This is a genomic window from Polaromonas sp. P1_F4 (genome assembly GCF_056405675.1).
Genome location: NZ_JBFUBP010000001.1, coordinates 933,403 through 959,378 on the forward strand (window position 1 = coordinate 933,403; position 25,976 = coordinate 959,378).

Here is a 25,976-nt window from a genome sequence, read left to right on the forward strand (position 1 = left end):
TCCAGTGTTTCAGGTGGGTGATCGCGAAGCCGCAGCCCTGGCCGCGCACTCCGGCGGGGCAAGTCGGGCTGCGCTGCGGGAATCTTAGGAAGCTTGTGTGACAGTTTCTTGAAAAGGGCTGCCACAGACGGCCCCAGGCAGGGGCGGCTCCCGCTGATTAACCTCGCGCCGGGTACTTGAATATCCCCGGGCGAACCGCAAGCTGCTTTGCTGCGGGCCAAAATCGGTCTGCCAGAACAGCAACCCTCAAGGCCTCCATGACCACTCAACTCAAAATCGATTTCGTGTCCGACGTTTCCTGCCCCTGGTGCGTGATCGGCCTGAAGTCGCTGGACCAGGCGCTGGAGCGCGTGCGCGGCGACATCACGGCAGAGCTGCATTTCCAGCCCTTTGAACTCAACCCGAAGATGGCGCCCGAAGGCCAGGAAATCACCGAGCACATCACCGAGAAATACGGCATCACACCCGCGCAGGCCCAGGCCAACCGCGAGAACATCCGCGCACGCGGCGCGCAGGTGGGCTTCAAGTTCAGCATGGCCGACGAGCCCGGCGGCGGGCGCAGCCGCATCTACAACACCTTTGACGCGCACCGCCTGCTGCACTGGGCCGAGCTGGAAGGGGTGGACAAGCAGAAGGCGCTGAAGGAACTGCTTTTCAAGCGCTACTTCACCGACGGCCAGAGCCCGGCGTCGCACGAGGTGCTGGCGAAAGCGGCTGCGGAGGCGGGGCTGGATGAAGCCCGGGCGCGCGAAGTGTTGGCCTCAGGTGAATATGCCGGCGAGGTGCGCGAGCGCGAGCAGTTCTACCTGACCCAGGGCATTCACTCGGTGCCGGCCGTCATCATCAATGACCGCCACCTGATTTCCGGCGGGCAACCCGCGGAAGTGTTTGAGCAGGCCCTGCGGCAGATCGCCGCGGCGGGCTGAGCGCGGTTTCTGCGTTTCCAGCGGCCCGCCCCCAGCGCTTTCACGCAAGAGGACGAAACGTCAAGCACAGGAGTTTGTCATTCATGCCTTACGAGCTTCACTACTGGCCCACCATCCAGGGGCGCGGCGAATTTGTCCGGCTGGCACTGGAGGCCGCTGGCGCCGGCTACCTTGACGTGGCGCGTGGCTGCGAGGGCGACGGCGAGGGCATTCCTGCCATGATGCACTTCATGGAGAGCGCGGACGTGCAGCACCCGCCCTTCGCGCCGCCGTTTTTGGTGGACGGAAAAACCATCGTCGGGCAGTCCGCAGCCATCCTGCTTTACCTGGGTCCGCGCCTGGGCCTGGTGGGCAAGAGCGAGGCCCAACGCCTGTGGACGCACCAGCTGCAGCTCACGATCGCCGACGTTGTGGCCGAGGCGCACGACACCCATCATCCGGTAGGAACTGGCCTGTATTACGAAGACCAGAAAAAGGAAGCGCTGCGCCGCGCAAAAGAATTCAGGACGGCACGCATGAAGAAATTTCTGGGCTGGTTTGAAACCGTGCTGGAGCGCAACCCACGCGGCAGCGCGCATCTGGTGGGTGGCCGGCTGAGCTATGCCGACCTTTCCCTGTTCCAGTTAGTGGAAGGACTCCTGTATGCGTTTCCCAAGGCGGCCCGCCGCGCACTGAAAACCGTGCCGCGCGTTGCGGCCTTGCACGACAGAATGGCGCAACACCGGCGCGTGGCAGCCTATCTTGCGAGCGAGCGGCGCATTGCCTTCAACGAAGACGGCATCTTTCGCCGTTACCCGGAGCTCGATGCCTGAGTGGGCCGGGTCTTCAGTTGCAGTGCTGTTGTAATCGCCTGGGTACGCCAAAGTCCAGGTCTTCCTTCTTGTCTCTGCTCCTGTTTTGATAGCTGCCTGCGCTTGTCCTGAAAGGCCTATAGGCCGAAATTGCGTAAATTTCTGACGCGACAACCTGGCCGGGGCGTGCGCGGCGTTCTCCTACAACGGAGGCTGTGCTTGCCTGACCGCGCAGTGCATCCCTGGGTTGCACCATCAATCTACCTGCCTGGCAATCATCATCACATCACGATGGTGCGAGCAACGTCCGGGCAGTTTTTTTACAACGCTGCAAGAGACAAAGGAGTACACCATGGCAAAGGAACAGCACGACCAGAATCTTGATCCCATCAGCAAGGAACCGGGCGCCCATCCGGTTGGAACCGGTATCGGCGCAGCGGCGGGTGGTGTTGCCGCCGGCGCGGCTGCTGGAACGGTGGCCGGACCGGTGGGTGCGGTGGTGGGCGGCATTGCAGGCGCCGTGGCTGGTGGCCTGGGCGGCAAGGAAGCTGCCGAAGCGCTGGACCCGACCGCAGAGGAAGCCTACTGGCGCGGCAACTACAACCGTGAAAGCTATTACGAAGACGGGCGGCCCTTTGACGACTATGCGCCGGCCTACCGTCTGGGGCTCTATGGCCGGCAGGAGTATGCGGGTTCATTTGACGAAACCGAAAGCCGCTTGCGGACCCACTGGGATACGAAAAGAGAGCGTTCCACATTGACCTGGCCACAGGCCAGGGAGGCGAGCCGCGCGGCATGGAGCAGGGTTGAGAGCCTGTACCCGGGTGCTTTTGAAAATGCCGCTGCAACGGGCGATGCAACAGTGGACGACGATGAAGACGTCATCGAAAACCTGAATGACCTGCTTGAGTCCTGCCGTGACGGCGAGTATGGTTTCCGCGAATGCGCCGAGCACACCAAGGCGCAGGACATCAAGACACTGCTGCTTCGCCATGCTGATGAATGCCGGGCTGCGGGCCTGGAGCTGCAAACCCTGATTCGCCAGCTCGGCGGGAAGCCCGACGAAGGCGGCTCGGTCAGCGGTGCATTGCATCGCGGATGGGTTTCCGTGCGGGCCACGCTGAGCGCGTTGAGTGACCAGGCGATGCTCAACGAGTGCGAGCGCGGCGAAGACGCTGCAGTGGCACGCTACCGCAGAGCCCTGAAGCGCAATTTCCCCGCCGGTATCAGAGCCGTGGTGGAACGCCAGGCCCAGGGCGCGCAGCGCAACCATGACCAGGTGAAAGCCCTGCGCGACGCGCTGAAGACTGCTTCATAACTGACAAGGACTGGCGCTCACACAGGAATCAATTATTTTTTGTCGGCACTCGAGGCTCGGCAAACCAAGGGGCGGCATCTGTCGCCCCTTTTTTTATTCCTCCATGTCGGGAGTGGCCTCGTTAGTTCTTCAAGCTGCTCGCGCAATCCACCTGGGCGTCGAGCTGTACGCCGTTGCGTGAATAGTCAGCATCGGTGACCTTGCAGCCGGAGCGCAGTTCAATCGCCTGCAGCAACACTGCGCGGCCCGCAGGGGTCGATATGACGCTGCCGCCTTTTGACCCTGGAGCAATGGCTGTCCAGGTGCCGGCTGTCAGCTGGCTGATGAGATAGGTCTGCCCGTCCACGCTGACGGGGTGCGGGGGCGGCTCTGCTGTTGTGCCGGCACATCCGGCCAGGCAGATGGCCGCAAACATGCCGGATGGCCATCCACGGTTTTTCATGAAAGGGGGCCGGACAGGCTGCTTTTGATTGCAACCATGGAAGGTATCGGCGTGGCGACAGTTTCGGCTTTGGGCTCGGGCGCCTTGGGTGGCGCTTTGGGAACCTTGTTGTCGGGGCAGCCGGACAGGAAAAACAAGGTCGCCAGTACAAAGGGCAGGTAGGGTTTCATGGGTGTCTCCAGGTGCGTTCTATGGCGCTGTCTGAATAATAGGACGCAGCCGGCAACAGGGCCAGCCCTTGGGCCGCAAGTCGCGGCGAATGCCTACACCCGGCGCGAAGGTGAGCCCGTCACACCCATGCGCTGCAAGGCCTCGCTCAGGCTGCGTGCCGGCTTTTGGCTGGCGGCCGGGGTCGCGCATTGCTGTTGAGCGGGCCCGTGGGCACTGGGGTGCCGAGCCGCGGGCGGACAGGAGTCAGGCGGTGCGGGCGACCGGTTTTCTGCGTCCGGCAGTGTCTTGCCTCGGAGCTCCGCGGCCATTCGCCGACCTTCAGTCTGCAGGTAAAGCGTCAAATCCATTTCATCGAGCTGCTTCATGGTGAGCATTTCTGGTTCATTCCTTGAATAAGGCCGGGCAAACAGAACTCTTTATCCAAGCGAATCTAGGCTCAAGCCCTTCACCAGCGTGTCAGGCCATCGGCCTTCGGTCTGTAGGAGTGCAACGACAACCCAGGCAGGGCCGCCGTGAGGGCTATTTCGCGGCCGGTGGCGCCTTGAAGCCCACTTGTTTCATGGCGGCGGTGAGCCCGTTGCGTGATGCCTCGTAAGTCTCCCAGGGCTGGTTGCCGATGGCCAGGCGCCCGCCCAGGGTTTGCGCCGTCCAGTGTGCGCCGCCGGTCAGTGAGGCCAGTTCATCCCAATTGACAGGGACGGACACGCCGAGGCCCGGCCGGGCACGCATGGACCACGCCGCGACGGTGGTGGCGCCAAATCCATTGCGCAGGTAATCCGGAAAGATCTTGCCGATGCGGTTTTTAGGGCCGCTCTTCGCGGCAAAGCGCTGGGGGATCACGGCGGCCAGGTGCATCACGATGGCATGCGAAAAATCCTTCACTGTGTCGAAATCGTATTGCCGCTTGAGCGGCACCACCACGTGCAGGCCTTTGCCGCCGCTGGTTTTCAGGAAATTCGCGAGCTTCAGTTCGTCAAGGAAAGCGCGCACCAGCTGCGCGGCCTCCTGAACCTGCGGCCAGGCAACGCCTTCACCCGGGTCCAGGTCGAACGTCATGCGGTCGGGCTTGTGGATGGCGCGCGTGGTGGCGTTCCAGGTATGGAACTCGATCACGTTGATCTGCGCGGCCGCCAGCAGGGCGGCGGCGGAGGGAATTTCCAGCAGCGGACCATGGCCGGGGTCCAGCGCGGGGTCCAGCAAGTTGATGCCGGGAATTGACGTAGCTTCGGCATGCTTCTGGAAGAACAGCTCACCACCTATGCCCGAAGGCGCGCGCACCAGCGCGGTGGGCCTGGCTTTGAGGTGCGGCAGCATCAGCGCCGCGACCTGTGCGTAGTGCTCGACCACGTTTTGTTTGGTAAAACCGGTGCTGCTGTCGATCACCCGGTCTGCATGCGTGATGCGCAGGGACTTCAGTGCTGCTGGGGCGGACTTCGCGGTCTTTTTTTCAGGGACGTTCAGGCTACCCTTCGCGGTAGGTTTTTCGGTGGAGGTTTTTTTGGCGGGGTTCACGGTAGTGCCTTTCTTGCCGCGCTCCAGGACGGCGGGTTTTTCACGGAGGATGTTTGTTGCGGGTTTGTCGGTGCGCAGGCCCTGGAATACGGAGTGGCGGATATGGCCGCCATGGGTCCATTCACCAAAGGCCACTTCGGCCAGCAAACGCGGCTTGACCCATTGGCCTTTGACGCCGGCGGGCAGCTTTGCGAACGGGCTGCGATCGGTGTGAAGTTTTTCCAGCCGGGCTTTCAGTGTGTCCAGCATCTCGTCGTTGAAGCCGGTGCCGACATTGCCGGCGTATTGAAGCGCACCTTCTTCATCGTGGACGCCCAGCATCAATGCGCCCAATCCGATGCGCGAGCCTTTGGGTGCGGTGTAACCCCCAATCACGAACTCCTGGCGCAACTGGGTTTTGAGCTTGATCCAGTCCGGCGAGCGGCGTGACACGTAAGCCGAGTCCACGCGTTTGCCGATCACGCCCTCCAGCCCGACCCGGCGGGCCGAGGCCAGCAGGTCCTGTGGCGTTTCTTCAAATGTGTCGCTGAAGCGGATGCTGTCCTGGGGGTGGCGGGTGACGAGCGTGCACAGGGCTTCGCGGCGCTGGGCCAGCGGCAGCTGGCGCAGGTCCAGCCCGTCAAAAAATGGGAGATCGAACACGTAGTAAAGAATGTCCGCCGTACTCGCATGGTCGAAAGCGTTTTGCAGCGCGCCGAAATCGGGGACGCCGCGTTCGTTCATCACCACGATCTCGCCATCGATCCAGCCTGAAGGCAGTTCCAGCGCAGCCACAGCCTTGGCAAGCCTGGAAAGCTTGTCGGTCCAGTCGTTGCCCTTGCGTGTGAAAAGGCGAACTGATGAGCCGTCGATACGCGCCAGCAACCGGTAACCGTCGTATTTGATTTCATAAACCCAGCCTTCGGGGCTGGCGGGCGGGCGCGTGACCAGCGTGGCCAGTTGCGGCGCGAGCGTTTCGGGCAGCTTCGCCTTGATGGCGCCTTCGGGAATGCTTGCATCAGCTTGTTTTGGGCGTGCCTTGGCCCGGGTTTTTTTGACAGGCGCCGTCAGCGCTTTCTTTACGGCGGTGCTGGCTGTGGCATCGCGCGGCAGAGGCTTGCCCGAGAGCACGCTGTTGGGCAGCGCCTTGAGTACGTCAAACTCTTTTTCGGCGCGGGCATGCTCGTCGTGCTCTTTGATCAGCAGCCAGGGTTCATGGGATTCGTCGCCTCGCCCGTGCATGCGCACCAAGGTCCAGCCGCCCTTGAGCTTTTCGCCATGCAGTTCAAACTTGAGCTTGCCGCTTTTGAACCCCTTCACCGGGTCGCCGATCGGCGTCCACAAGCCGCGGTCCCACACGATCACGTCGCCCGCTCCGTATTGTCTGGCCGGGATGCTGCCCTCAAAACCGGCGTAGGAAAGCGGGTGGTCTTCTACATGCACGCCCATGCGCTTGACGGCCGGGTCCAGGCTGGGGCCCTTGGGGACGGCCCAGCTTTTGAGGGTGCCTTGCAACTCCAGACGGAAGTCGTAGTGCAGCCGGCTCGCGTCGTGCTTCTGGATGACGAAGCTGAGGGCTTTATCCGAGCGGGCGCCGCCGTGAGCGGGCTCCGGCGTACGCGCGAAGTCACGCTTGGCGCGGTAGTTTTTCAGCAGGTCGCGGGCGCCCATGTCGTCGGCTCATGCGGCCGGAACTCAGGCGGCGCGCCGTCTTGCGGGCGCGTGCGAGGGCGATTTGGCTGCGGTTTTCTTGCGCGCCGGGGTTTTGGTGGACGCCTTGGTCGTGGCTGCCGCCTTGGCTTTGGGTCCGTCGCCGCCGCCTTTACGCAGGCTGCGCTGCAGCAATTCCGTCAGATCGATGATCTTGGCGCTGGAGCGGCCTTCGGTCTCTTCTTCCTCCGGCTGCACCACATTCTCCAACTTGCCTGCTTTGGCCTTGCGCTTGACCAGCGCCATGATGTCGTCCTTGAAGGAGTCGGTGAACTGATCGGGCTTCCACTTGCCGGTCATGTCGTCCACCAGCTGTTTGGCCATGGCGAGTTCCTTGTCGGTCAGGCCGGCGGCCTTGGCGCCTATGGGCGGCAGATTGAGCTCTTCCAGCGACCGTATGTCTGCACCCCAGCGCAACAGGTTCAATATCAAGGCAGGCCCCGAGGGCACCAGCACGGCCAGGTGCTGCTTGGTCTGGATGATTACGCGGGCGATGCCCACGCGCTGGGTTTTCAGCAGGGTGTCGCGCAGCAATGCATAGACTTTCTGGCCTTTGTTGATAGGGGCGACGTAGTAGGGGCGCTCGAGGTACACAAAGGGTATGTCGGTGTTGGGCACAAAGCTTTCGATCTCGATGGTCTGCGTGGTCTTGGGGTAGGCGGACTTGATCTCTTCTTCAGACAGCACCACGTACTGGCCGTCTTCGTACTCGACGCCTTTGACGATGTTTTCCTTGGTGATCTCTTTGCCGGTGCGCTTGTTGACGCGCTTGTAACCCACAGGGTCCATGCTGCGCTTGTCCAGCCAGTCGAAATCAATGCCGCTTTCCGAGGTGGCCGAATGCAGCGCTACGGGGATGTGAACCAGGCCGAAACTGATGGCCCCTTTCCATAAAACGCGCGATGCCATGGTGTGAGTCTTTCTGCTGATGATTGCGGGCTGGCCTGAGGGAGTGCAGGCGACAACGATCAGGCCAGTCTCCGGCCCGCGCGCACGCAGGCGTGTCGGTGTGCGATGGGGTACGGGCGTCGTCCGGAACCGACTGTTCGCATGGGGTTTGTCCTACGGGTTTGACCAGCGTGCAGCACGCACAATCGGCTGCAACTTTTCAAGGAGCCTACCCATGCTTTCACGCCGCACCGCCACCCGAGTTTCCCTTGCCGCGATGGCCGTAGCCGCTGCCGCCATCACGGGCTGCGGCGTGATGAACAAGCAATCCCCCCTGGTCGCCTTCACCACACAGCTTCGCGGCGCCAATGAGGTGCCCGCCAATGCCAGCACCGGCAGCGGCTCGGTCGATGCCGTGTTTGACACCAGCACCAACCTGCTTCGCTGGAAAGTCAATTACACCCGTCTGACCGGCCCGGCGACCGCGGGACACTTCCATGGCCCGGCCGCCATCGGCGCCAACGCCGGTGTTGCTTTGGGGTGGGCCAGCCCCCTCCGCACCCCTATGGACGGCAGCGCAACACTCACGCCCGCCCAGGCCGCCGACCTGATGGCGGGCCGCTGGTACGCGAACATCCACACAGCTGCTTATCCCGCAGGGGAAGTGCGCGGCCAGATGACGATGGTGCGTAACTAGGGCCTTCTGAAGAGGCCCCCCGGGCCGGCCTTGATAGATGGTTGCGGGCGCAACCGGATTGGTTTATAGTTGCGGGCGCAACCATAAATTTACCCGGTCGCTACATGATCAAGCTCGACAGAACCCTGACCTATCGCCTGCACCTTCTGCACAAGCTGACGGACATTGAAAGCCAGCGTGCTTATGTGGCGGACGCGCGCCTGTCGATGAGTGATGCCCGTTGCCTCACTGCCGTGGGCACATTCGCACCACTGTCGGTGAACGACCTCGCGCAAAAAGCCAATCTGAACAAAGGCCAGGCCAGCCGTGCGGCCCAGTCCCTGGTCGATCAGGGACTGGTGGTCAAGGCCGCCAGCCCGACGGACGGGCGCGGCGTGGTGCTGACACTTACCCCAAAGGGCCGGAAGGCCTGGCAGCGCACCATGCAGGTGGTGGGCCAGCGCAACCAGGATATTTTTGGTGTGCTGAGTGCAGCCGAGCGCAACCAGCTCAGCGAGTTTTTCGACCGGCTGATCGAAAAGGCCAGGGACCGCGGCGATGAGCCTGCCGATGCCGAAGCTTGATGGCTCTAACCTCTGAATGAATCCGTGAATTGACACGCGAGACCGAAAGAAGCATCCATGACCTCAAACACCTTGCGCTACCAGTCCGGCTTTGGCAATGAATTTGCCAGCGAGGCCGTTGCGGGCGCGCTGCCGCAGGGGCGCAACAGCCCGCAACGCGCGCCGCACGACCTGTACACCGAGCTCATTTCCGGCACCGCTTTCACAGCGCCGCGCGCCGAAAACCGCCGCACCTGGATGTACCGCCGCCAGCCTTCCGTGATGGCGGGCGGCTACAAGCCTTATGGCCAGGCGCAGTGGACGACAGGGGCTGCAGGCGGCGTTGCCGTGCCGCCGGAACCCCTGCGCTGGAATCCGTTTGCGATTCCATCCGGGTCGCTGGACTTCGTCGATGGCATCCGCACTGTGGCGGCCAACGGCGACGTTGAAGCGCAGACTGGCATGGCCGCGCACGTGTATGTCGCCGACCGCTCCATGCAGGGGCGCGCGCTCGTGAATGCCGACGGCGAGATGCTGCTTGTCCCGCAGCAGGGCCGGCTGGTGGTGACGACCGAGCTGGGCGTCCTGGATGTCAAGCCCGGTGAAATCGTGGTGGTGCCGCGCGGCATGGCCTTCAGCGTGACCTTGCCAGACGGCGCATCGCGCGGCTACGTCTGCGAAAACTACGGCGCGCACTTTCGCCTGCCGGAACTCGGTCCGATCGGCTCCAACGGCCTGGCCAATGCGCGTGACTTCCTGGCGCCTACGGCGGCGTTCGACAGCGCGCCTGCGCCCAAGGGCGGCTTTGAGATCGTCAAGAAATTCGGCGGCCGCCTGTGGTCGGCCAGGCAAGCGGCCAGCCCCTTCAATGTGGTGGCCTGGCACGGCAACCTGGTGCCCTACAAGTACGACACGGCCCATTTCATGACCATCGGCTCCATCAGCTATGACCATCCGGACCCGTCCATCTTCACCGTGCTGACCTCGCCCTCGGACACAGTGGGCACGGCCAACTGCGACTTCGTGATCTTTCCGCCACGCTGGCTGGTGGCCGAGAACACCTTCCGCCCGCCCTGGTACCACCGCAACCTCATGAGCGAATTCATGGGCCTGGTTTATGGCCAGTACGACGCCAAGCCCGAAGGCTTCAAGCCCGGCGGCGCATCGCTGCACAACTGCATGGTGCCGCACGGCCCAGACACCGAAGCCTTTGAGAAAGCCAGCACGGCCCCGCTGGCGCCGCACAAGCTGGACAACACGCTGGCCTTCATGTTTGAAAGCCGCTACCGCTTTATTCCCACAGCCTATGCGATGGAAGGCGGAGCGCTGGATGCCGGCTACAGCAATTGTTGGGCCGGGCTCAAAGACCAGTTCAAGGGCTGACGCGCATGAACGAATTACTCAACGCCACCCACGACGCGCAACTGCGCAGCTGGGTCGCATCTGCGAATGACGCGGGAACAGACTTTCCGATCCAGAACCTGCCTTTTGGCACCTACAGCCATGGGCCGGACGCGGTGCGGAAGATTGGCGTGGCCATTGGCGACCAGGTGCTGGATGTTCGGGCGGCCGGGCTGCTCGATACCGGTGACATGAATGAGTTGATGGCCCAAAGCCCGGCGACAACGAGCGCGCTGAGAGCGGCGATCTCGCGAGGCCTCGCAGAGGGCAGCTCAAAGCAAGCCGAGTGGAAGAACTTTTTGTCCCCCCAGGATTCGGTCACCCTGCACCTGCCTTGCCGCATCGGCGACTACACCGATTTCTACACCGGCATCCACCACGCCACCACCGTCGGCAAGCTGTTTCGCCCCGACGCACCGCTGCTGCCCAACTACAAGTGGGTGCCGATCGGCTACCACGGCCGCGCGTCGTCTATCGGCGTGAGCGGCCAGGCCTTTCCCCGCCCGATGGGCCAGACCAAAGGCCCGGACGACGCGGCGCCCGCGCTGCGACCCACCCAGCGACTCGACTACGAACTTGAACTCGGCGTGCTGGTAGGGCAGGGCAACGCGCTGGGCGAACCCATCGCCATGGCTCAGGCTGAAGCACATGCCTTTGGCATGGTGCTGCTGAACGACTGGTCGGCGCGTGACGTGCAGGCCTGGGAATACCAGCCGCTCGGCCCGTTCCTGTCCAAAAACTTTGCCAGCACCCTCTCGCCGTGGGTCGTCACGATGGAGGCGCTGGCGCCGTTTCGCGCACCGTTCGTGCGGCCCGAAGGCGACCCCCAGCCCTTGCCGTACCTGGACTCGGAAGGCAACCGCCGCCTGGGCGGTATGGATGTGGCGCTGGAAGTGTGGATAGAGACGCAGGCCATGCGGGAAGCCGGCCGGGGCCCCGAGCGCCTGTCGCAGTCGAACTTTCGTGACGCCTACTGGACGGTGGCGCAGCTGCTCACGCACCACACCGTCAACGGCTGCAACCTGCAGCCCGGCGATTTGCTGGGCTCGGGCACGCTGTCAGGCCCGGCGCCGGAACAGGCCGGCTCGTTGCTGGAGCTGAGCTCGGGCGGCAAGAATGCGTTGACCTTAACCAATGGCGAAAGGCGCACCTTCCTGCAGGACGGGGACGCCGTCATCCTGCGTGCAAGCTGCGTGCGCGAAGGCTTCCGCCGCATTGGTTTTGGCGAATGCCGTGGGCAGGTGCTGCCGGCCAGGCGGCCGCAGTGAAGCCTGAAGGAGAGTGATTCGCTATTAATTTAATAGCAACTTGCGCCCGATGTATAAGGGCTACAGGCTCTTTTCATAGGTAAAAACACGGTTTTGGGGCCGTGAGGCGGGTTTCAATGCACAAAAGCGGCCTTGAGTCTCTTTTAGCTCCCGTTTCAGCCCGGCTTCTGCCTCGCCCCTTGGCAAGACTTTCCAATGGGCTGCTGCTGATACTTCGACCGGCAACGAAGCATCACGCCAGCCATCTGGGCAAAAATGACGCCCATGCACCCCGACAACATCCTCGCAGCGCCCAGCCACCCCAACCCCTATCCTTATTACGCCGCGCTCGTGGCAGGCCCCCCGCTGGTGTTTGACGCACCGTGCAAGCTCTGGATCGCCACCAGTGCGGCCGCGGTCAATGCCGTGCTGGGCAACCCGGCATGCCGTGTGAGGCCGGTGGCTGAGCCCGTGCCGCAGGCCATCGTCGGGTCGGCGGCGGGTGAGGTGTTCGGCCACCTGGTTCGCATGAACGACGGCCTCCGGCACGACGCACCCAAACTGGCCTTGCAGCGTTTCCTGGCCGCGCTGGATCTGGACCGTGTTGGCGAGCACACCGGGTTGATTGCGGCGAAGGCCATGGGTGGCGAACCCCTGCGCGGAGCGGCGTTGTCGCAGTGGGTTTTTGATGTGCCGGTGATGGCAGTCGCTGATGCCCTGGGTTTTGCGCAGGCCGAACTGCCGCTTGTTGCAGGCTGGACGCGCGACTTTGTGGCGTGCCTCTCGCCGCTCAGCACGCCGGAGCAGTTAGCTGCGGCGGGTGATGCTGCAGCGGCCTTGCTGGCAAGGTTCTCGGCGCTGGTGCAGGCAGACGCAAGCCCGGAGAGCGCCGTCGCCCGTGTCCGGCTGGAAGCGCAGAAGGTGGGTTGGAATGACGCCGCAGCGTTGCTCGCCAACCTGGTCGGCCTGCTGTCGCAGACCTGCGAGGCGACTGCCGGACTTGTCGGGAACAGCCTGGTGGCCCTGGCCACGCAGCCGGGCCTGGCCGAAGCCGTGGGGCAGGATCCGGGCAAGCTGCTTCAGATGGTGAACGAGGTCAGCCGCCACGACCCGTCCATCCACAACACGCGCCGTTTTGTGGCAGAGGCAACGGAGGTGGCGGGGGTTTCCCTGAAGGCGGGCGATGCCATCCTGGTGGTTCTGGCGGCTGCCGGCCGTGATCCTTTGTGCAACCCGGAGCCCGACCGGTTTTTGCTGGACCGCGCAAGCCGTGAGGTGCCCGGCTTTGGGTGGGGAGCGCACCAATGTCCGGGGCAGACGCTGGCCTGCACCGTCGCTGCCGCGGCGGTCAAGGCCTTGCTGGATTCAGGCAAGCTGCAGTTGCCGAAACCGGGAGGCTGGCACTACCGGCCTTCCATGAACGCCCGCATCCCGTTTTTTCTGATGGATACCACGACTGAAAGCTCCACATGATCGCCATCATTTTTGAAGTGCAGCCCGCTAAAGGCAACATGCAGACCTATCTCGATATTGCTGCTGCGCTCAAGCCGCAGCTCGAGCAAATAGACGGCTTTATTTCCGTCGAACGTTTTCAAAGCCTGAGCAACCCGGGCAAGCTGCTATCGCTCTCATTCTTCAGGGACGAAGCCGCCGTGATGGAATGGCGCCGTCTCGAGTCCCACCGCAAGGCGCAAAGCCGCGGGCGCGGTGGCGTGTTTGAAAACTACCGCCTGCGTGTGGCCCATGTGCTGCGCGACTACGGGCTGAACGAACGGGACGAGGCGCCGGCGGACAGCCGCGAGCAGCACGGCTAGGCGCTGCGGGGCCTGGCGCGCTTCCAGCGGGGCGGCCACCACCACCAGCTCAGCAACACCAGCAGGCCGAATCCGGTATAGGCCACCATGAACACCCACGCCGGCGCGTTGAAGAAGATCAGCCGCGACAGCCAGTGCTCAATGAAGGAGCCGCCATAACTGGCTTGCCCGGCCAGCTGCCTCAGGGCCTGTTCCCAAATGGTGAGCGGGCAGATCTCGCCCAGCCAGCTTTGCGCCACCACAAAGCCGATCAGCGCCAGATGCGTGAGCCTGACCCACGGCGCGCGAACCCAGACCCAACCGCGCCAGCCGCCTGCCATGAACAGCAGTTGGCCGAGCACGGCAAAGGCGACGATAGCGACGTGCAACACCAGGATCGAGTCTGCTAGCAGGGCAGCGGTGAAAGGGCTCATGGGTGTGTGAGGAGTCAGTAAAGCGTGTTTATTCGCGGCTGTTCGTGGCCACGCGGCCACTTTAAACGCGCCAATCGTGCATTGAGAGGTGTTTGTAGGGCTTAAATGCCGAATAAAGAGGCAAAACTCAGGGTAAACCTTACAATGGAGGGTTACCCCAAACCCTCCATGAACGCCCCCGTCGACGTCTCCTTCTTTGCGCGCGCCGCCAAGCCGCTCACCAGTTACCGCAAGTACTGGGCGGCCCGCTTTGGCACGGCCAAATTTCTGCCCACCACGCGGGCCGAAATGGACGCGCTCGGCTGGGACAGCTGCGACATCATCATCGTCACCGGCGACGCCTATGTAGACCACCCGAGCTTCGGTATGGCCGTCATTGGCCGCATGCTGGAGGCGCAAGGCTTTCGCGTCGGCATCATCGCCCAGCCCGACTGGCAAAGCGCCGAACCCTTCCGCGTGCTGGGCAAGCCCAACCTGTTCTTCGGCGTGACCGCCGGCAACATGGACTCGATGATCAATCGTTACACGGCGGACCACAAGATCCGCAGTGATGACGCCTACACCCCCGGCGACATCGGCGGCAAACGCCCCGACCGCGCGGCGCTGGTGTATTCACAGCGCTGCCGCGAAGCCTACAAAGACGTGCCTATCATCCTGGGCGGCATTGAAGGTTCGCTGCGCCGCATCGCGCATTACGACTACTGGTCCGACAAAGTTCGCCGCAGCGTGGTGGTCGATGCGAAATGCGACCTGTTGCTGTACGGCAATGCCGAACGCGCGATAGTCGAAATCGCCCACCGCCTGGCCGCCAAAGAGCCAGTCGCCAGCATCACCGACGTGCGCGGCACGGCCTTCATCCGCCGCAGCGGCGACGAAACCGCCAACGGCTGGTTTGAAATCGATTCCACCAGCGTGGATGCACCGGGCCGGGTCGAAGCGCATGTCAACCCGTATCTGATGATTTCCGACCAGGCGCGGGAGCAGGGCGCTACTTGCGCGCGGGAAGATGAAGCCGCTGAAGTGGCGGTTGAGGCGGAAGCAAAAGGCTCGCCTGTGCTCGCCAAGGCCGTCAAGCCCGCCGCCGCGGCCAACCCGGCCATCAAGCCGCTGACTTTCGTCGCCAACCCGAATCTGCCGTCCACAGTGCACACTGCGCAGGGCAAGATCAAGGTTCCCCCGCGCGACCGATCCGTGATCCGCCTGCCGTCTTACGAGCAGGTCAAGAGCGATGCGGTGCTGTATGCCCACGCCAACCGCGTGCTGCACCTTGAGACGAACCCCGGCAACGCACGCGCCCTGGTTCAGGCCCATGGCGACGGCGCCACCGCGCGCGATGTATGGATCACACCGCCGCCCATCCCGCTGACCACCGCCGAGATGGACTACGTGTTCGACTTGCCCTATGCACGCTCGCCGCATCCGCGCTATGCCGACGAAAACGGCAGCCATGACGGCGCCACCAAGATCCCGGCGTGGGAGATGATCCGCTTTAGCGTCAACATCATGCGCGGCTGCTTTGGCGGCTGCACTTTCTGCTCCATCACCGAGCACGAAGGCCGCATCATCCAGAGCCGCTCCGAAGACTCTGTCATCCGCGAGATCGAGGCGATCCGTGACACCGTCAAGGGCTTTACCGGCGCGATCTCCGACCTGGGCGGCCCCACCGCCAACATGTACCGTATCGGCTGCAAGTCGCCCGAAATCGAAGCCGCCTGCCGCAAGCCGAGCTGCGTGTATCCGGGCATTTGCTCCAACCTCAACACCGACCACAACCCACTCATCAAGATGTACCGCCGCGCGCGGGCCTTGAAGGGCGTGAAGAAGATTCTCATCAGCTCGGGCCTGCGCTACGACCTGGCCGTGCAAAGCCCTGAGTACGTGAAGGAGCTTGTCAGCCATCACGTGGGCGGCTACCTCAAGATCGCGCCCGAGCACACCGAGCAGGGCCCGCTCACCAAGATGATGAAGCCGGGCATCGGCAGCTATGACAAGTTCAAGCAGATGTTCGACAAGTACAGCCTCGAAGCCGGCAAGAAGCAGTTTTTGATTCCGTACTTCATCGCCGCCCACCCGGGCACCAGCGACGAAGACATGATGAACCTGGCGATCTGGCTCAAGAAAAACGGCTTCAGGGCCGACCAGGTGCAGACGTTTTACCCGAGCCCGATGGCCACGGCCACGACGATGTACCACACCAACAAGAACCCGCTGCGCAAGATCACGCGCGACAGCGAGACGGTGGACATCGTGCGCGGTGAGCGCCGCCGGCGCCTGCACAAGGCCTTTTTGCGCTACCACGACCCCAACAACTGGCCGGTGCTGCGCGAGGCGCTCAAAGCTATGGGCCGCGCTGATTTGATCGGCAACGGCAAGCACCATTTGATCCCGACCTTCCAGCCGATGACCGACGGCAGCTATACCAGCGCGCGGCGCAAGAACTCGACCGGCACGGCCACCACGGTGAAAGCTTCGCCGGTGGTCAAGGGGCGCCTGCTGACGCGCCACACGGGTTTGCCGCCGCTGGCACAGGGCGCCGGTGGCAAGCCCGGGGGCCGTAAAGGCCGCTAGGCGCTGCCAAAGCAGATATTTCGAGAAAAAAGGCTCCGATGGGGCCTTTTTTACGAGTGAAATTGGCTTTGCGCCCAATAAGAATGGGCGCAAGCAGCTATTGAATTGATAGCGACTGCGTGCGCGCACCAGCAGCTTTGGCGCGCCCGGCCAAGCCTGGCGGGTGCTTTATTCCAACAATATTCCAACAATATTTCCCCAACGTGAATCCTTTTGCCCGCATGACCCCTCCTTGCAGCGATGCCGCGTTTTTGACGGCAGCCAAAGGAGATTTCATGTTCTATCGAAAAAATGTGGGGCCCAAAGAGCGTTGGGCGCGTGGCGTGTCCGGTGCCTTGATGGCCGTCTGCGGCCTGCTGGTGCTGGGTGTGACGCCGCTTGGTTTGCTCGCGGCCTGCGCCGGCGTGGTCGCAGTGCTGACCGGGCTGTTTGGTTTTTGCCCGACTTGCGCCATGGTGGGTCGCAGGCTGGAAAAGCCGGGCCCTTGGTGATGGTCATTGAAACGGCCCTTTTTGCCGCAGCGCAGGCCGGTGACCCGGCCGCGCTGGCTTCGCTGCTTCGGCAGCTTCAGCCCGATGCCCGCCGCTACGCCCGCTATCAGTGCCACCGCGGCTCTGCTATCGAAGACGTGGTGCAGGAGGCGCTCATCATCATCTACCGCCGCGTCGGCACCGTGCGCGACGCTGGTGCGGTGGCCGGCTGGATGTTCAGAATCGTCGCGCGGCTGTGCATGCTGCCGGCGCTTGCGCTGATGCGCGGCACCCAGGCGCTTTCCGACCACGACGAGGGTCAGTACTTCGCGCAGATGCCGCAGGACGAACTGCGCATCGACCTGGTCCGTGCGCTGGAATCCCTCCCGCTGATGTACCGCGAGGTGGTGCTGTTGCGCGACATGGAGCAGCTCACCATCACCGAGATCGCGCAGCGCCTGCAGCTCACCCGCGAAGCCACCAAAAGCCGCATCCACCGGGCGCGTGCCATGGTGCGTGAATACCTGCGGCCTGATGGAGCTACGCGCGAGAAGACCGGCGCATGACGCGGTTTTACGTCATGGACTTCTTGTAGCCAGCAGAAGAGGGTAGTTACGCCCGCATGTGATGTGGTTCTCTGGCAAGATAAGTAGAGGCAAGCCGCCAGGCCTCAGACCTTCTACTGGCCCTGGCTTCATTCACACCTTCTGGAGACACCATGGACATTGCCCGCAAAGCACTTGCCGCTTTCACCATGGCCGCCGTGCTGGCCTGTGCCTGGCTGGCGCCGCTGGATGCGCCCGCCATGCGGCAGGTGGATGCCGGCCTGAAAAGGGCGCTGCTGAGTTTTGCCACGGCCAGGCTGCTCAACGGCGTGATTTCGGTGGCGCAGGGGACCGAAGCGTCGGTGCAGCCTTTCGGCGTGGGTGTCACGTTTGCACCCGGGCAAATCCTGGATCCCGTCAACGACCTGGTGGAGCAGTTTTCGCATTTGATGCTGGCGGCCAGTGTTGCTTTCGGCGTTCAGAAAGCCTTGATCAGTATCGGCAGCTACTGGCCGGTATCGCTGGCGCTGAGTGCCACTGTGCTGGGCTGGTGGTGGTGTTACCTGCGCAGGCCGCAGGTGCCTTTGTGGCTCTCAAGGTTGCTGGTGATTTTGCTGATGCTGCGCTTTGCGGTTCCGGTGGTCACCTTGGGTACCGACCTGCTGTGGCAAAAATTCCTGGCAACTGACTACGCCGCCAGCCAGCAATTGATCGACAGCGCCACCGGTACGGCCAGCCAACTCAATTCCCCGGCTGCTGCAGCACCTGACAACCGCGGCCTGGTGGACAGCCTGAAAGACTGGCTGGCAAAGAACGGCGACGTGACAAAACACTTCGAGAACCTCAAGCGGGCCGCAGAGCAGGCCACCGAGCACATCGTCCGGCTCATCGTGATTTTTGTGCTGCAGACGCTGGTGATCCCCTTGCTGCTTTTGTGGGCCCTGTATGGCTTCGTCAGGCAGGTGTTGCTGGGGCAGCGCTGGCAAAGGCTGCCGGCAGCCTCCACCCTGTATTGATGCGTGAAGGCGCCGGCGCATCCGGTTTATGCATCAAATCGGCCCTTCGCCCAATAAGGACGAGCGCGAGCAGCTCCTAATTTGATAGCGACTGCAGCGGGATGTCCTTGTCCTGCGCCAGCTTGTCCAGCTCCTTGCGCGTCTTGCCCAGAAGCCAGGCTTCAATCGCCGCATGTGTGGCGGGCGCAAACATGGCCTTCATGCTGGAGGCCGCCACGCCGGCTGCTGCGCACAGGCTCGCGGCAAAGTGCGGCTCCAGCGCGGCGAGCGCCACGCGTCCGTCCTTGCAACGGTACACGCGGTAGCCCGCATGCCCGCCGCCCACCGCAGCACCGGGCTGGGTCAGCCCCCAGGCGCGGGGCAGGGCCAGGTAAGCCGCCGCGCCGGAAAGGGCCACTTCAAGAAAGACACCCTTGCCCTTCGCCCGCTGGTGCATCACGGCCTGCAGCACGGCTGCGCTGGCCATCAGTGAGCCGCCCATGTCGGCGTACAGCGTGGCAGGCAGGTCCACACCGGTGATCAGGTCGTTCTGGGCCAGATAGGTGAGGTCGTGGCCCGGCTCGTCAGCCCGTTCCCCCGGGCTGCCGACGATGGCGACCTGGCTCAGGTGCGGATGCTGTTTGTGCAGCGCTTTCCATGTCAGTCCCAGCTTGGCCAGCGCCGCCGGCCTGAACGACGTGAGCAGCACGTCGGTTTTGGCCAGTTCGCGGTGCAGCAGCGCCTGGCCGCGTCCGGTTTTCAGGTCGGCTGTGGCGGTGCGCACACCCGCATGCAGGGTTGCATAGGCGGTGGGGTTGTAGAGCTTCATCGGGTCACCCGATGCGCCGGCCGGCGCGCCTTCGTGCGGCGGTGGTTCCAGCTTCACGCAGCGGGCGCCCATTTCGCGGCAGCGCATCAGGGCGGCCGGGCCCGGCAGGTTGAGCGCCAGGCTCAGCACCCGCACACCCTTGAGTGACTGCATCGGCTGGACTGCCGTGGCGGTGGAGGCTGTTTTGCGGGCGGGGGCGGGTTTGGAGGGTGAGGGCGGCATGGAGGAGGTCACTGTGAACGGGCAGGGGCCGCAAAGCGTCGGGCACCGGGCGGTTGTGGGGTCAATTTACCTCAAACCCTTGAGCGGCGGCTTCACAGGTGTCCTAGCCGGCTGGCTGGCGAAGAAGAAAATTTCTGTTTTATGACTATTAATTATTGTTTTACAGTAATTATTTTGAGACACTGGAGGCCTTTAAACAAGGCAAAGAGGTGCTCCCTTGAAAAATACGGCAACTCCCATGGCCCCCGCCGGGCCGGATGTCCAGGGTATTAGCAGCGTGCTGGCCTGGGCTTGTGCCTTGCTGGCGGTGGCATTGCCGCTGGCGGTGGCTTACCACCTGCTCAGTACGCCCGTTGAAAGCCTGCTGTTGCGCGCCGGGGTTGTGTTGTCGGCGTCGCAAGCCGCGGCGCTTGATGTCACGCTGGCCCAAAAAAGTTTTGCCGCCTTGCTGGGCGTGCTGCCGGTGTGCTGCGCGTCGTACGGGCTGGTGTGCGCCATGCGCTGCTTCTCCGGCTTTTCGCAGGCCGAATATTTCAGTGTGCGCACTGTCAAATATCTTCGCGGTTTTGCCGCCGGCATTTTTGCGTCGGTGGTGGCCAGCGTGGTGTCTTCAACGCTGATCACCCTGGTGCTGACATCGGGTGCACCGGCCGGCCAACGTGCGCTGTCCCTGGGCATGGGCAGCAATGAACTGCTGACGCTGCTGTTTGCCGGCATGGTCTGGCAAATCGCCGCCGTGATGGCGCGGGCAGTGGCACTGGCCGAAGAGAACGCGCAGTTCGTCTGACTCTTTCGCCGCTCACCGCATGCCCATCGTCGTCAAACTCGATGTGATGCTGTCTGAACGCAAGGCCAGGTCCAAAGACCTGGCCGCGTATGTCGGCATCACCGAAGCCAACCTGTCCTTGCTCAAGCAGGGCAAGGTCAAGGGCGTGCGCTTTGACACGCTGATGCGCATTTGCGAGTTTCTCGACTGCCAGCCGGGGGACCTGCTGGTTTCCCGGCCGGACGACACCACCTGATCCACTGCTTCGGAGCTTTCTCATGAAACGTCTTGCCATCGCCGCGGCCCTGGTCGCCCTGCTCAGCGCCTGCGCCGATATCAACTGGGAACAAACCGCCAAGGAGTCCGTCAAATCGGCTTGCCGGGGCGCGGGCAATTGCAGCATTCCCTGTGACCGCGCCAATCCGGCCACCTTCAATGATCCGCAATGCCTGACGGGCGGCAGGCGTCCGTCGCCATAATGATCTTCATGAAATTCAAGAAAAAAATCTCCGCAGCTGGGCGGGCAACATGAGCGCCAGCGCCGAATTTGTCCGTTATGTGCAGGAGCTGCTGGTGCCATTGGGAGATATCCGCGATGGAAAGTTCTTTGGCGGCCATGCGATGAAGCACGGTGGAAAGCAGTTCGCCATGGTCATGGGCAACACCCTGTACTTCCGGGTGGACGACGCCTCGCGGCCGGCGTATGAGAAGAAGGGCTCCAAACCCTTCAGCTACTCAACAAAGAACGGTGTGGTGCAGGTGCGCAAGTACTATGCCGCGCCTGCGGAGCTGCTCGATGACCCGGCGCAGTTGCTGGTGTGGGCCCGGCAGGCGATCGGTGCAGCGGGTGCCTGATTTACGCCACTCCGAAAAAGTTCAGGCTTAAAGCGGCAAGCCCACGTAGTTTTCGGCCAGCGCCGTTGAAGCTGCCTGTGAATGGATCAAGTAATCCAGCTCGGCCTCCTGGAGCTTTTGCCCGAAGCCGCCTGCATCGGGAAACTTGTGCATGAGTGACGTGAACCACCAGGAAAAACGCACAGCCTTCCAGACGCGGCGCAGGCAGGTATCTGAATAGCTGTTGATGCCGGCCTCGCTGCCCGCATAAAACTCAGCCAGTGCGCGCGCCAGGTACCGGACGTCGCTGGCCGCCAGATTCAAACCCTTGGCGCCCGTGGGCGGCACGATGTGGGCCGCGTCGCCTGCCAGGAAGAGGCGGCCGAAGCGCATGGGCTCGGCAACAAAACTGCGCAGCGGCGCAATGCTTTTTTCAATCGAAGGGCCTGTGACCAGGCTTTCCGCCAGCTCGGGCGCCAGGCGGCGGCGCAGCTCGTCCCAGAAGGCGTCGTCGCTCCAGTTCTCCACCTTGTCGTCCAGCGGGCATTGCACGTAGTAGCGGCTGCGGGTGTGGCTGCGCATGCTGCAAAGGGCAAAACCACGCGCATGGTTGCTGTAGACGAGTTCGTGAGAAACCGGCGGCGTCTCTGACAGCACACCCAGCCACCCGAAGGGATAGACGCGCTCAAAGGTCTGCAGCGCATTGGCCGGCACGCTGGCGCGGCTCACGCCGTGAAAGCCGTCGCAACCGGCGATGAAGTCGCATTCCACTTCGTGCGCCACGCCGTGCTGCACATAACGCACTTTGGGGTGTGGCCCATCAAAGTCATGAAGGCTCACGTTTTCGGCTTCGTAGGCAGTTGCCAGGCCTGCTGCAGCGCGCGCGTCCATCAGGTCGCGTGTGACTTCCGTCTGGCCGTAGACCATCACCTGTTTGCCGCCTGTAAGCTGCTGCATGTCAATGCGGTGATGGGCGCCGCCAAAGCCCAGGGCAAAGCCGCCGTGCACCAGCCCTTCTTTGTGCATGCGGCCGCCTACGCCGGCTTCGTCGAGCAGGTCGGTGGTACCTTGCTCCAGTACGCCTGCGCGTATGCGTCCCAGCACATATTCCTTGCTGCGCTGCTCAATCACGATGGCATGGATGCCGGCCTTATAAAGCAGCTGGCCCAGCAAATGCCCGGCGGGGCCGCCGCCCACGATGGCTACCTGTACGCGCATGGTGTCTCCGTTTAATTTGTCGGGCAATGTGCCCCAAGCGAGAAGGTTATGCGGCTGCGTGCGCCGGGCCCAGCGCGTGGCCGCGGCTTTGCACGATGTCCGGCTCACTTGTGCGATGATCGCGCAATGGTCACTTCAAAAACCGTTTCGAAACCCGGCGCTTTCCCGATCGCCAAGCCCGACATGATTGAAGGCATGGCCAAAGGCATGGCCGTGCTCGAGAGTTTTGACACGCAGCGCCAGCGCCTGAACGCCACGCTGGCGGCGGAACGCGCGGGCATCACGCGGGCGGCCGCGCGCCGCCACCTGCTCACGCTCACACACCTGGGTTACCTCGAAACCGACGGCAGTTATTTCTGGCTGGCTGCCAAGGTGCTGCGCTTTTCAGGCAGCTACCTGGCCACCGCACGTCTGCCGCGCGCTGTTCAGCCCGCGCTGAACCGGCTGGCCGCACAAACGCAGGAGTCGTTTTCCGTTGCAGTGCTGGACGGCGACGAGATTGTCATCATTGGCCGTAGCGGTTTTGAGTGGAAGTCACCGGCAGACAGCGGCAGGGCGGCGCCGGCGCGCGTGCTGGCCTACGGATTGCACCTCGGTGCGCGCCTGCCGGCGCATGCGACTTCCACCGGGCGCGTGCTGCTGGCGGCCAAAACAAAAACCGGGTTCAATGCCTGGCTGAAAGCCAGGACCGACACAGGCAACCTGGCCCGGCTGACCCTGCACACGACGACCGATCCACGCAAACTTCGCGCCCTTATTGACCAGGTGCGGCTGGACGATTACTGCGTGGCCAGCGAAGAGCATGAGCTGGGCGTGCATGCGCTGGCCGTGCCGCTGCGCGACATGCAGGGGCACACGGTGGCCGCGCTCAATGTGGTGTCGTCGCCGCAGCGGCTGCGTGCAGACCTGCTGCAAAAAGAGCTGCTGCCGCTGTTGCTGGACGCGGCGCGCGAGTTGCGGTCACTGTTGTAGAGTGTCCACCCCGCATCTGGTTTCAATAAGAAATCAGGCTTGAAGGCAATAGGGACGGGCGCAACCAGCTATTAAAACGATAGCGATTGCCGGCATGGCGCAGGCGCGCCGGCAGCCTAAACGCCCAGGTACTGGGCCAGCAATTCCGGCCTGGCATGCAGCTCGGCCGAGCTGCCTTCAAACACGACCTGGCCCTTGACCAGGATGACATTGCGGTCGGTGATCTGGGTGACGTGTTTCCAGTTCTTGTCGACGATCACGCTGCTGATGCCGGTTTCGCGAATCAGGCCGCAGATGCGCCAGATGTCCCGCGCAATCAGCGGCGCCAGGCCTTCGGTGGCTTCGTCGAGGATCAGCACGTCAGGGTTGGTCATCAGCGCGCGGCCGATCGTCAGCATTTGCTGCTCGCCGCCCGAAAGCTGCTGCCCGCCGTGGTTCAGGCGTTCTTTCAGGCGCGGAAAGGTCTCCAGAACGCGCTCGTAGGTCCAGTCGTTTCTGCGGCCCACGCCGTCTGCGGCGCTTCCTGGCCTGCCGGCGCGCGCTGCCATCTTGAGGTTCTCGGTCACGCTGAGGTTGCCGAAGATGCCGCGGCCTTCGGGGACATAGGCGATGCCGAGACGGGCAATTTCGTAGGGTGGGGCGCCCGTCATGGGCCTGCCGTTGATGGCGACCGAGCCCGAGCGTGGTTTGACGAGGCCCATGATGCTTTTGAGCAGCGTGCTCTTGCCCATGCCGTTGCGGCCCATGAGGCCTATGGTCTCACCGCGCGCAACGTGAAAGTCAATGCCGCGCAATACATGGCTGGCACCGTAGTAGGTGTTGATGTCCTGAGCGCCGATCAGGATGTCGATTTTTTTTTCGGGGGCGTTCATCAATGCTCCTCGCCTAAATACGCTGCCTGCACGCCTGCGTCAGCGCGGATTTGCGCGGGCGTGCCGCTGGCAATCACCTGGCCGTTAACCATCACCGTGAGCTTGTCGGCCAGCGTGAACACCGCGTCCATGTCGTGCTCGACGAGCAAAATACCGTGGTTTTTCTTGATCGCCAGCAGCAGGGCGACCATGCGCTCGGCCTCGGCCACGCCCATGCCGGCCAGCGGCTCGTCGAGCAGCAGCACCTGCGGCTCGGTGGCCAGCGTCATCGCGATCTCAAGCTGGCGTTGCTCACCGTGGCTGATGGTGCCGGCGATGCTGTGCTTGCGGTGTTGCAGGCCGGCCAGTTCCAGCGCTTCTTCGGCGCGGGTGTTGACTGCCGCGAAGTTCGTGGCGCGCTTGAGCCAGTGCGCGGCATGCGGCGCACGCGACTGTGACGCCAGCCGGACGTTTTCCCAGACGCTGAAGGGCAAAAAGATATTGGTCTTCTGGTAGCTGCGGCCCAGGCCCTTGCCCGAGATCTTTTCAGGCGTCCACCCGGTGATGTCATGGTCGCCCAGCGTGACCGTACCCGAGGTCGGCGGCAAGTCGCCGGAGAGCAGGTTGGTCAGCGTGGATTTGCCGGCGCCGTTGGGGCCGATGACGGCGTGAATGTGGTTGCGCCAGAGATCAATAGAGACATCATTGACAGCCGCAAGACCACCAAAGCGTTTGGTGAGATTTTTTGCACTGAGGAGTAGCTCACTCATGGCCAACCTCCGCCTTGTCTTTGCGCTGGGTGAATTTTTCGACCAGGCCCAGGATGCCGCGCGGCGCAAACGTGACCAGCAGCACGATGAAAAGGCCCATCCACAGCTGCCAGTGCTTGCCCAGGTTGACACTGCCGATTTGCGGCAAGTCCTTGAAGACGTGCAGCAAATATTCAAAGGCGAACGCGCCGACGATGGCGCCGGCAAAATTGCCCATGCCGCCCAAAATGACCATCATGATCGCATGTGCGCTCATGTGAAAGCCCATGAGCTCGGGGTTGATGTAGCCCGTTTGCGCACCCCACAGGTAACCGGCCAGGCCCGCCAGCGCGCCGGCCAGCGTGAAGGCCGAGAGCTTGTAGCCGAAGGTGCCAAAGCCCATGGCGCGCATGCGGTGCTCGTTGACGCGTATGCCGGCCAGCGTGCGGCCGAAGGGGCTCCAGAGCAGGCGGCGCAAGAAGGCGTAAACCAGCAGCACGGCCGCGAGCGTGAAGTAGTAGAGCGTGACTTTCTTGTCGAGGTCGAAGGGCACCCAGCCGAAGATGGCTGCGCTGGGCTTGAAGTTGATGTACAGCCCGTCGGAGCCGCCCAGCACCTTGTTGTCGAAGAAGAGGTAGAACACCATCTGCGCAAACGCCATGGTGACCATGATGAAGTAGATGCCGTGTGTGCGCACGACGAAAAAACCGATGATGAGTGCGGCGAGGCCCGAGGCCGCCACGGCCACAGGCAAAGTCCACCACAGGCTGACAGGCTCGCCCGCGGGTGTCAAAAAGGCCAGCGCATAACCTGCCAGGCCGAAGTAGGCTGCATGGCCCAGCGACACCAGACCGGTCACACCCTGCAGCAGATCCAGGCTCATGGCAAAAATCGCCATGATCATCATGCGCGTGACCATCTGGGTGTAGAAGTCGGTGCCGACGAAAGGGAAGGCGACGAGTGCGATCAGACCCAGCCCAAGCGCCACCTGCACACCGCGCGGCAGGATTTCGAGATTTGCTTTGGCTGAACTCATAGCGCTTTAGCCGATAACTGAACTGGATGTGTGGAGGCTTTTCCCCTCCAGGCCGGGGCCGCGGAACCGG

Annotated in this window: 29 protein-coding genes; 18 read left to right on the forward strand and 11 right to left on the reverse strand. The window is 63.1% G+C overall.

The features are described from left to right. The first annotated feature begins 257 nt into the window (after positions 1-257). The 3 genes from AC1DYQ_RS04390 (at position 258) to AC1DYQ_RS04400 (ending at position 3,035) form a co-directional block, all read left to right on the forward strand. Entirely contained in the window at positions 258-926 is a 669-nt protein-coding gene (locus tag AC1DYQ_RS04390; protein WP_477685726.1) for a DsbA family oxidoreductase, read from the forward strand. A gap of 83 nt (positions 927-1,009) precedes the next feature. After that, positions 1,010-1,738, forward strand: a complete 729-nt coding sequence (locus AC1DYQ_RS04395; protein WP_477685727.1) for a glutathione S-transferase — start codon at positions 1,010-1,012, stop codon at positions 1,736-1,738. A 331-nt stretch (positions 1,739-2,069) separates the two neighbouring features. After that, the gene (locus AC1DYQ_RS04400) at positions 2,070-3,035 is read left to right on the forward strand and encodes a ferritin-like domain-containing protein (RefSeq protein WP_477685728.1); all 966 of its coding nucleotides are present in this window, start codon (positions 2,070-2,072) and stop codon (positions 3,033-3,035) included. A 121-nt stretch (positions 3,036-3,156) separates the two neighbouring features. Here the strand turns inward: AC1DYQ_RS04400 and AC1DYQ_RS04405 are convergent, their stop codons facing one another. From AC1DYQ_RS04405 to ku, 5 genes are all read right to left on the reverse strand, one after another. Continuing rightward, positions 3,157-3,477 (reverse strand): hypothetical protein, encoded by a 321-nt coding sequence (locus AC1DYQ_RS04405; RefSeq protein ID WP_477685729.1) that lies wholly within the window; start codon positions 3,475-3,477, stop codon positions 3,157-3,159. Next, positions 3,474-3,647, reverse strand: a complete 174-nt coding sequence (locus tag AC1DYQ_RS04410) for a hypothetical protein (protein ID WP_477665924.1) — start codon at positions 3,645-3,647, stop codon at positions 3,474-3,476. Before AC1DYQ_RS04410 ends, AC1DYQ_RS04405 begins: the two co-directional genes overlap by 4 nt. Positions 3,648-3,740: 93 nt before the next feature. After that, the gene (locus tag AC1DYQ_RS04415; RefSeq protein ID WP_477685730.1) at positions 3,741-4,013 is read right to left on the reverse strand and encodes a hypothetical protein; all 273 of its coding nucleotides are present in this window, start codon (positions 4,011-4,013) and stop codon (positions 3,741-3,743) included. A gap of 154 nt (positions 4,014-4,167) precedes the next feature. Continuing rightward, a complete protein-coding gene (ligD, locus tag AC1DYQ_RS04420; protein WP_477685731.1) occupies positions 4,168-6,810 on the reverse strand; it encodes a DNA ligase D in 2,643 nt (880 codons plus the stop codon). 24 nt (positions 6,811-6,834) lie between these two features. Next, positions 6,835-7,758 carry a non-homologous end joining protein Ku gene (ku, locus tag AC1DYQ_RS04425; RefSeq protein WP_457280715.1) on the reverse strand — a complete coding sequence of 308 codons (924 nt, stop codon included), beginning with the start codon at positions 7,756-7,758 and terminating at the stop codon, positions 6,835-6,837. Between the two features lie 214 nt (positions 7,759-7,972). Here ku and AC1DYQ_RS04430 point away from each other — a divergent pair, with 214 nt between their 5' ends. From AC1DYQ_RS04430 to AC1DYQ_RS04455, 6 genes are all read left to right on the forward strand, one after another. Continuing rightward, positions 7,973-8,434, forward strand: coding sequence for a CHRD domain-containing protein (locus tag AC1DYQ_RS04430; protein WP_477685732.1), 462 nt, complete (start codon positions 7,973-7,975; stop codon positions 8,432-8,434). Between the two features lie 104 nt (positions 8,435-8,538). Beyond that, positions 8,539-8,997 (forward strand): MarR family winged helix-turn-helix transcriptional regulator, encoded by a 459-nt coding sequence (locus AC1DYQ_RS04435; protein ID WP_477685733.1) that lies wholly within the window; start codon positions 8,539-8,541, stop codon positions 8,995-8,997. A gap of 57 nt (positions 8,998-9,054) precedes the next feature. After that, positions 9,055-10,359, forward strand: a complete 1,305-nt coding sequence (gene hmgA / locus AC1DYQ_RS04440) for a homogentisate 1,2-dioxygenase (protein ID WP_477685734.1) — start codon at positions 9,055-9,057, stop codon at positions 10,357-10,359. Between the two features lie 5 nt (positions 10,360-10,364). Beyond that, positions 10,365-11,645: a fumarylacetoacetase gene (gene fahA / locus AC1DYQ_RS04445; protein WP_477685735.1), complete on the forward strand. Its 1,281-nt coding sequence runs from the start codon at positions 10,365-10,367 to the stop codon at positions 11,643-11,645. 255 nt (positions 11,646-11,900) lie between these two features. Then, a complete protein-coding gene (locus AC1DYQ_RS04450) occupies positions 11,901-13,097 on the forward strand; it encodes a cytochrome P450 (RefSeq protein WP_477685736.1) in 1,197 nt (398 codons plus the stop codon). Beyond that, positions 13,094-13,438, forward strand: a complete 345-nt coding sequence (locus AC1DYQ_RS04455) for an antibiotic biosynthesis monooxygenase family protein (RefSeq protein ID WP_477685737.1) — start codon at positions 13,094-13,096, stop codon at positions 13,436-13,438. The genes AC1DYQ_RS04450 and AC1DYQ_RS04455 overlap by 4 nt, the downstream gene beginning before the upstream one ends. Here the strand turns inward: AC1DYQ_RS04455 and AC1DYQ_RS04460 are convergent. Then, positions 13,435-13,851 (reverse strand): DUF2784 domain-containing protein, encoded by a 417-nt coding sequence (locus AC1DYQ_RS04460; RefSeq protein ID WP_477685738.1) that lies wholly within the window; start codon positions 13,849-13,851, stop codon positions 13,435-13,437. The genes AC1DYQ_RS04455 and AC1DYQ_RS04460 overlap by 4 nt on opposite strands. 168 nt (positions 13,852-14,019) lie before the next feature. On the opposite strand from AC1DYQ_RS04460, the gene AC1DYQ_RS04465 reads away from it, so the two are divergent. The 4 genes from AC1DYQ_RS04465 to AC1DYQ_RS04480 all read left to right on the forward strand — a co-directional run bounded on the left by AC1DYQ_RS04465 (position 14,020) and on the right by AC1DYQ_RS04480 (position 18,450). Further along, positions 14,020-16,419, forward strand: a complete 2,400-nt coding sequence (locus AC1DYQ_RS04465; RefSeq protein ID WP_457280723.1) for a YgiQ family radical SAM protein — start codon at positions 14,020-14,022, stop codon at positions 16,417-16,419. 275 nt (positions 16,420-16,694) lie between these two features. Then, positions 16,695-16,910, forward strand: a complete 216-nt coding sequence (locus tag AC1DYQ_RS04470; RefSeq protein WP_477685739.1) for a YgaP family membrane protein — start codon at positions 16,695-16,697, stop codon at positions 16,908-16,910. Continuing rightward, complete coding sequence (locus tag AC1DYQ_RS04475; protein WP_477685866.1) at positions 16,910-17,455, forward strand: RNA polymerase sigma factor; 546 nt, start codon at positions 16,910-16,912, stop codon at positions 17,453-17,455. Before AC1DYQ_RS04470 ends, AC1DYQ_RS04475 begins: the two co-directional genes overlap by 1 nt. Before the next feature lie 152 nt (positions 17,456-17,607). Beyond that, the gene (locus AC1DYQ_RS04480; RefSeq protein ID WP_477685740.1) at positions 17,608-18,450 is read left to right on the forward strand and encodes a hypothetical protein; all 843 of its coding nucleotides are present in this window, start codon (positions 17,608-17,610) and stop codon (positions 18,448-18,450) included. A gap of 76 nt (positions 18,451-18,526) precedes the next feature. Here AC1DYQ_RS04480 and AC1DYQ_RS04485 read toward each other — a convergent pair whose 3' ends face one another. Beyond that, the gene (locus AC1DYQ_RS04485; RefSeq protein ID WP_477685741.1) at positions 18,527-19,480 is read right to left on the reverse strand and encodes a CoA transferase; all 954 of its coding nucleotides are present in this window, start codon (positions 19,478-19,480) and stop codon (positions 18,527-18,529) included. 217 nt (positions 19,481-19,697) lie between these two features. Between AC1DYQ_RS04485 and AC1DYQ_RS04490 the strand changes: the two genes are divergently transcribed. Genes AC1DYQ_RS04490 through AC1DYQ_RS04505 form a run of 4 tightly spaced genes read left to right on the forward strand, consistent with a single transcriptional unit; the run spans position 19,698 to position 21,101 of the window. After that, positions 19,698-20,267: a DUF2975 domain-containing protein gene (locus AC1DYQ_RS04490; RefSeq protein ID WP_477665937.1), complete on the forward strand. Its 570-nt coding sequence runs from the start codon at positions 19,698-19,700 to the stop codon at positions 20,265-20,267. A gap of 19 nt (positions 20,268-20,286) precedes the next feature. Further along, a complete protein-coding gene (locus tag AC1DYQ_RS04495) occupies positions 20,287-20,502 on the forward strand; it encodes a helix-turn-helix domain-containing protein (RefSeq protein ID WP_092127875.1) in 216 nt (71 codons plus the stop codon). A 22-nt stretch (positions 20,503-20,524) separates the two neighbouring features. Beyond that, positions 20,525-20,725, forward strand: a complete 201-nt coding sequence (locus tag AC1DYQ_RS04500; protein ID WP_477665938.1) for a hypothetical protein — start codon at positions 20,525-20,527, stop codon at positions 20,723-20,725. Between the two features lie 49 nt (positions 20,726-20,774). Further along, a complete protein-coding gene (locus AC1DYQ_RS04505; RefSeq protein ID WP_477685742.1) occupies positions 20,775-21,101 on the forward strand; it encodes a TfoX/Sxy family protein in 327 nt (108 codons plus the stop codon). A gap of 27 nt (positions 21,102-21,128) precedes the next feature. Here the strand turns inward: AC1DYQ_RS04505 and pobA are convergent, their stop codons facing one another. Next, positions 21,129-22,298: a 4-hydroxybenzoate 3-monooxygenase gene (pobA, locus tag AC1DYQ_RS04510; protein ID WP_477685743.1), complete on the reverse strand. Its 1,170-nt coding sequence runs from the start codon at positions 22,296-22,298 to the stop codon at positions 21,129-21,131. A 126-nt stretch (positions 22,299-22,424) separates the two neighbouring features. Here pobA and AC1DYQ_RS04515 point away from each other — a divergent pair, with 126 nt between their 5' ends. After that, positions 22,425-23,270 (forward strand): IclR family transcriptional regulator domain-containing protein, encoded by an 846-nt coding sequence (locus tag AC1DYQ_RS04515; RefSeq protein ID WP_477685744.1) that lies wholly within the window; start codon positions 22,425-22,427, stop codon positions 23,268-23,270. Between the two features lie 116 nt (positions 23,271-23,386). On the opposite strand, the gene AC1DYQ_RS04520 is transcribed toward AC1DYQ_RS04515, so the two are convergent. From AC1DYQ_RS04520 to AC1DYQ_RS04530, 3 genes are read right to left on the reverse strand one after another with little or no spacing between them, the layout of a single operon-like run. Beyond that, positions 23,387-24,142, reverse strand: a complete 756-nt coding sequence (locus AC1DYQ_RS04520) for an ABC transporter ATP-binding protein (RefSeq protein ID WP_477685745.1) — start codon at positions 24,140-24,142, stop codon at positions 23,387-23,389. Then, the gene (locus AC1DYQ_RS04525) at positions 24,142-24,891 is read right to left on the reverse strand and encodes an ABC transporter ATP-binding protein (protein ID WP_477685746.1); all 750 of its coding nucleotides are present in this window, start codon (positions 24,889-24,891) and stop codon (positions 24,142-24,144) included. The genes AC1DYQ_RS04520 and AC1DYQ_RS04525 overlap by 1 nt, the downstream gene beginning before the upstream one ends. Continuing rightward, the gene (locus AC1DYQ_RS04530; protein ID WP_477685747.1) at positions 24,884-25,906 is read right to left on the reverse strand and encodes a branched-chain amino acid ABC transporter permease; all 1,023 of its coding nucleotides are present in this window, start codon (positions 25,904-25,906) and stop codon (positions 24,884-24,886) included. The genes AC1DYQ_RS04525 and AC1DYQ_RS04530 overlap by 8 nt, the downstream gene beginning before the upstream one ends. Positions 25,907-25,976 lie beyond the last annotated feature (70 nt).